General features: G+C 57.5%; 5 protein-coding genes and 2 pseudogenes. 3 read left to right on the forward strand and 4 right to left on the reverse strand.

The annotated features are described in order from the left end of the window. Window positions 1-350 (reverse strand): annotated as a pseudogene (locus ACIQ3A_RS14085) (IS110 family transposase); the annotation flags it as partial. Window positions 351-612: 262 nt separating this feature from the next. Between ACIQ3A_RS14085 and ACIQ3A_RS14090 the strand changes: the two are divergent. Together ACIQ3A_RS14090 and ACIQ3A_RS14095 are read left to right on the forward strand one after the other, a co-directional pair. Beyond that, window positions 613-1,449 carry a nitroreductase family protein gene (locus ACIQ3A_RS14090; RefSeq protein WP_396432352.1) on the forward strand — a complete coding sequence of 279 codons (837 nt, stop codon included), beginning with the start codon at window positions 613-615 and terminating at the stop codon, window positions 1,447-1,449. An 87-nt stretch (window positions 1,450-1,536) separates the two neighbouring features. Then, window positions 1,537-2,283 (forward strand): annotated as a pseudogene (locus ACIQ3A_RS14095) (acetyl-CoA C-acyltransferase); the annotation flags it as partial. Between the two features lie 252 nt (window positions 2,284-2,535). On the opposite strand, the gene ACIQ3A_RS14100 reads toward ACIQ3A_RS14095, so the two are convergent. Then, a complete protein-coding gene (locus tag ACIQ3A_RS14100; protein ID WP_396432355.1) occupies window positions 2,536-2,853 on the reverse strand; it encodes an integration host factor subunit beta in 318 nt (105 codons plus the stop codon). Window positions 2,854-3,069: 216 nt separating this feature from the next. Between ACIQ3A_RS14100 and ACIQ3A_RS14105 the strand changes: the two genes are divergently transcribed. Beyond that, window positions 3,070-3,267 (forward strand): AAA domain-containing protein, encoded by a 198-nt coding sequence (locus tag ACIQ3A_RS14105; protein ID WP_396432356.1) that lies wholly within the window; start codon window positions 3,070-3,072, stop codon window positions 3,265-3,267. On the opposite strand, the gene ACIQ3A_RS14110 is transcribed toward ACIQ3A_RS14105, so the two are convergent. Both ACIQ3A_RS14110 and ACIQ3A_RS14115 read right to left on the reverse strand, forming a co-directional pair. After that, window positions 3,196-3,474 carry a hypothetical protein gene (locus ACIQ3A_RS14110; RefSeq protein WP_396432353.1) on the reverse strand — a complete coding sequence of 93 codons (279 nt, stop codon included), beginning with the start codon at window positions 3,472-3,474 and terminating at the stop codon, window positions 3,196-3,198. The genes ACIQ3A_RS14105 and ACIQ3A_RS14110 overlap by 72 nt on opposite strands. Beyond that, on the reverse strand, window positions 3,446-3,736 hold the full coding sequence (locus ACIQ3A_RS14115) for a BrnT family toxin (protein WP_396432354.1): 291 nt from the start codon (window positions 3,734-3,736) through the stop codon (window positions 3,446-3,448). The genes ACIQ3A_RS14110 and ACIQ3A_RS14115 overlap by 29 nt, the downstream gene beginning before the upstream one ends. Between the last annotated feature and the right edge of the window lie 385 nt (window positions 3,737-4,121).

The raw sequence follows: 4,121 nt of genomic DNA on the forward strand, positions 1-4,121 counted from the left end.
AGTATGTCATCGCTCATCGCCTTGATGCGTGCAACTTGCTCGCGCAAGCTGTCCCTGACCATCTGAGGCAGTTGCGCTGACAAATCTTCGAGTGTTTGTTCAACGTCTTTGAACATGGCTTTGCGCCCTTGGGCAAAGGTGGCTCCGAACTCGTAGAGCAGCCCGCGCAGTGCGTTGGTCTGCATGGTGCGCATCTTCATCAGGAGTTCGCGCTGGCGGTGCAGGGTCAGCGTGGCTTGCTGGGCTGCGGTCTTGATGCCGACGAATTTGACGCCCGGCTGCTGCACGGCCAACCAGATAGCCCGGGCGTCTGTGGCATCGGTCTTGTTGCCTGAGACAAAGGGGCGGACTCCTGGGCGGATGCGTTGCACAGTCACCCCATTCGGATTGAGGACGTGAGATGTGCAGCGTAAATCGCATCAGGAATGCTGCTGGGAGTGCTTCGTCCAACCCCTCGCTCAAGCCGACCCGCTAAGGCAGCTACGTCAGCCCGGCCCTGAGCCACTCGTACCATCGTCTCAGTCCGAGCTGACGTACCTGCCTACGGGCGCAGCTTAGCTCGAACGATATGATGCCGGCGTCATCAAGAGCTTTTTCTCCAAGGGTCTCCCCATGCCGCGCTCCATCGCTGATCTGATTCAGGACCGCTTCGGTTTACCAACTGTGGCTGGTCATTCGATGCCCGCAGAAGGAACCATCGCCCAGCAACTGGCACACAGGTCCATTCGTAGATTCAAGGACAAACCGGTGGGTGATGAGTTGATCGAGATCGCGCTGTCCGCTGCGCTATCGGCCCCCTCCAAGTCAGACCTCCAGCAAGCTTCCGTCATTGACGTTACCGATCCTTCATTGCGTGAAGAAATCAACGCCTTGGTGCCAGCCATGCCATGGATGGCACAGGCATCCCGGTTTCTTGTCTTCTGTGGAGACAACCACCGGATGCGCCGCATTGCCGAGATGCGGGGCAAGCCCTATCCAAACGACACGCTGGATATGTTCATGAATGCAGCCGTCGATGCTGGCCTGACGCTGCAGTCGTTCATCACAGCAGCGCAGGCGCTTGGCCTGGGGTGCTGCCCGGTCAGCTTGATTCGGAATCAGATCGATGAGCTCAGTCGGCTTTTGCAGTTGCCAACAGAGGTGTTCCCGGTGGCCGGTCTCTGTGTGGGTTTTCCCGCCGAGTCCGGGCACATCAGTATGCGGCTCCCTCTGTCGATCACGGTGCACAAGAACCACTACGATGCCAGCGCCTTCGCAATCAACCTGGAAGCCTACGACGCCAGGCGCTCCATCAAGGAACCGACCGCAGACGCCAAGCAAAAATATGCCGCGCAGTGGGGAGTCATTCCCCGATACACCTGGTCCGAAGACAAGGCACGACAGTATTCAGTGCCCGAGCGGCACAGCTTCGGCGCTTTTGTACGCGCACAGGGCTTTGCCCTGAAATAAACTCTAACCGGCCAAGACTGTTCGGTCGGTCAGTCGCGGCCTAGCCCGTGCTGGACTCTTGGTTGCCTGCCTTCAATGGCGAGGGTGTTGATGAAGGCCCAATATGGCGTGGATTCGATGCCCGAAACCGCCGAAAACGTGGCCACCGACTTCAAGATCGAGCGCGAAGCGCAGGATTTGATGGCCATGAACAGCCAGTTGCGCGCCGTGGCTGCAATCAGGGCAGGTCACCTGTCCCGCGAGATCGTGGGCGTGAGCATTCCCCAGAAAAAGGGCGACGCTATCGTGGTTGACACCGACGAGCACCCGCGCGAAACCAGCCTTGAAGCGCTGGCCAAACTCAAAGGTGTGGTGCGACTTGACGGCACCGTGACCGCTGGCAATGCATCGGGCGTGAATGACGGTGCCTGCGCCTTGTTGCTGGCCGGAGAAGCCGAGGCTGCCAAATACGGCTTGTCGCCTAAAGCCCGCGTGGTCGGTATGGCCACCGCTGGTGTAGCACCTCGCATCATGGGCATCGGCCCGGCGCCTGCCACACAAAAAGTGCTGGCCCAGAGCGGCCTGACGATGGACCAGATTGACGTGATCGAACTCAACGAAGCCTTTGCTGCACAAGGCCTTGCCGTGCTGCGCATGCTGGGTTTGAAGGATGCCGACGACCGCGTCAACGCCTGGGGTGGTGCAATTGCGTTGGGGCACCCATTGGGGGCATCTGACGCACGCCTGGCCACCACCGCCATCAACCGCCTGCACACCACCGGCGGGCGCTACGCGCTGTGCACCATGTGCATCGGCGTCGGTCAGGGTATTGCACTGATCCTTGAGAGGGTCTGACGCTCGCCGATACTAAGTCGTCATTTGGGCAAGCTGTCTTGATGAACGTTCATGGTCAAACGCGGGTGTCCGGTTTGGCGAAATGGTCGCCACAAACCTGACCATCGAACCCTGGTTGCGAATGACTGGTATGCAGGAGGCAGATCGCAAACGGCTACTTCCGGTTAGTGCCTTCTGGAGCCACATAAAGCCAAAACTCGAAGGACTGCAATCGCGGCAATGCGGGTTTACGTTTTGCTCCATACCTGACCCTCATTTACGCTGACTCTTTTCGGGAGCAACCTCTTCACCGGGCAGATCGACAGCCTCACGCAACGCTTTGCCTGGCTTGAAATGCGGCACACGCGCCGCAGGAATTTCCACTGGAGCGCCGCTGCGCGGGTTACGGCCCATCCGCGAGGCACGGTGGATGACTGAGAAACTACCGAAGCCCCTGATCTCAATGCGGTGCCCACGCACCATTGCGCTATTCATCGCCTCCAAGATGGTCGAAACGGCGGTTTCAGCATCCCCCTGTGTTAGCTGACTGAACCGGTCGGAGAGAAGTTGCACGAGGTCTGATCGGTTCATTTGCTCCGAAGGATAAGGCAGCAATTTCAGGATTCGCCCAAAAAGCGCGTTCAAAAGCCATTTAGGCGCGCTTTTAGACCGCCACTAACACTTGGAGAGGTCGTATTCGGCTTTCATGTCAGATACCTCGATAAAAAGCGCTTTCGCGCTTGGTTGCCTTGCGAGCAGAGATGATTCGGATGGTTTCACCGCCTTCACGTTCACAGGCGTGACATCATTGCCATCACATTGACAAGCAGCAACCGCAATGGCGAGATCGGCTTCCTGTCTAACATCCGCCGTATGAAGGTCGGCATGATCCGCTCACGGCGCAAGTTACTGCTGGTGGGGTATTCGTTAGAACTAAATCGGTGCGCGCTTGTGCACTGTGCGTTTTGCCTTGTTTGCAGCGGCGCCCTGAGCCTCAACGTATGAATCCAGCAACCGGCGGATCATGCGCTGGTACTGGGTGTGGTGCTTGGATGCCTCAGACTTGAAAAACTCCACGCTGCTTTTGCTGAGGGCCAGCGTGACTTTCACGCCATCTTCCCGGAACGCCAGCTCGGCAGGTGACGGCAGAAAATCTGCGACCACCTCAACTTCACCCATGGGCTCATCCGTGTAAACGATCTTCTTTTTCATAAATTGCCTTTCCTTTACGCCAATAGCCTGCCCCAATGATTCGAATGACTTTGCGCCTGTAGGTGAAGCGCACCGTCAAGATGCCGCCACCCGCTTTGCCGATGCAGTAAAAACGCTCTTCAGCTTCACTGTGGGCCAGGTCTTTGGCGATCACGCGGTGCGGATCAGCGAAGGCGGCTTGCGCGTCCCTGAATGACACCTGATGCTTGGCTTGGTTTTCAGCATCCTTGTTGTCATCCCATTCGAATTGAGCTGCAGTCATGATTCATCGTAGCATTAAGCCATAAAAAAATCCATACGTTCGTATGGCTAATATCCTGATTCTGCAACGCAGGCTCAGCGTGGGCACCGTCGATTCGTTTCAGGGCTAAGAGCGCGACATCATTGCCATCACCTTGACGCGCAGCAACCCCCAAGGCGAGATCGGCTTCCTGTCTGACATCCGCTTTTTGTGGAGTTGCTTGAGTATGTGAAGGGGGCGGGGGGTATCGCTTAGCGTGTGAGGTGGTTAAAAACATTTAAACCATCCCGCCCAGAAAAAACGGCCCAATGATCGCACCTTGGGCCGTTGTTCATGGGGTCAGCGCCTAAGGTCAGGGCAACACGCGGTCGATCACCAGCTTCACATCCCCTGCCCCCACCGGCAC

It is taken from the genome of Limnohabitans sp., assembly GCF_044361985.1.
Classification (GTDB): domain Bacteria; phylum Pseudomonadota; class Gammaproteobacteria; order Burkholderiales; family Burkholderiaceae_C; genus Limnohabitans_A.

Coding starts and splice junctions, on each gene's coding strand:
- ACIQ3A_RS14090 (WP_396432352.1), top strand. CDS start 613: ATGCCGCGCTCCATCGCTGATCTGATTCAGGACCGCTTCGGTTTACCA.
- ACIQ3A_RS14115 (WP_396432354.1), bottom strand. CDS start 3,736: ATGACTGCAGCTCAATTCGAATGGGATGACAACAAGGATGCTGAAAAC.
- ACIQ3A_RS14110 (WP_396432353.1), bottom strand. CDS start 3,474: ATGAAAAAGAAGATCGTTTACACGGATGAGCCCATGGGTGAAGTTGAG.
- ACIQ3A_RS14100 (WP_396432355.1), bottom strand. CDS start 2,853: ATGAACCGATCAGACCTCGTGCAACTTCTCTCCGACCGGTTCAGTCAG.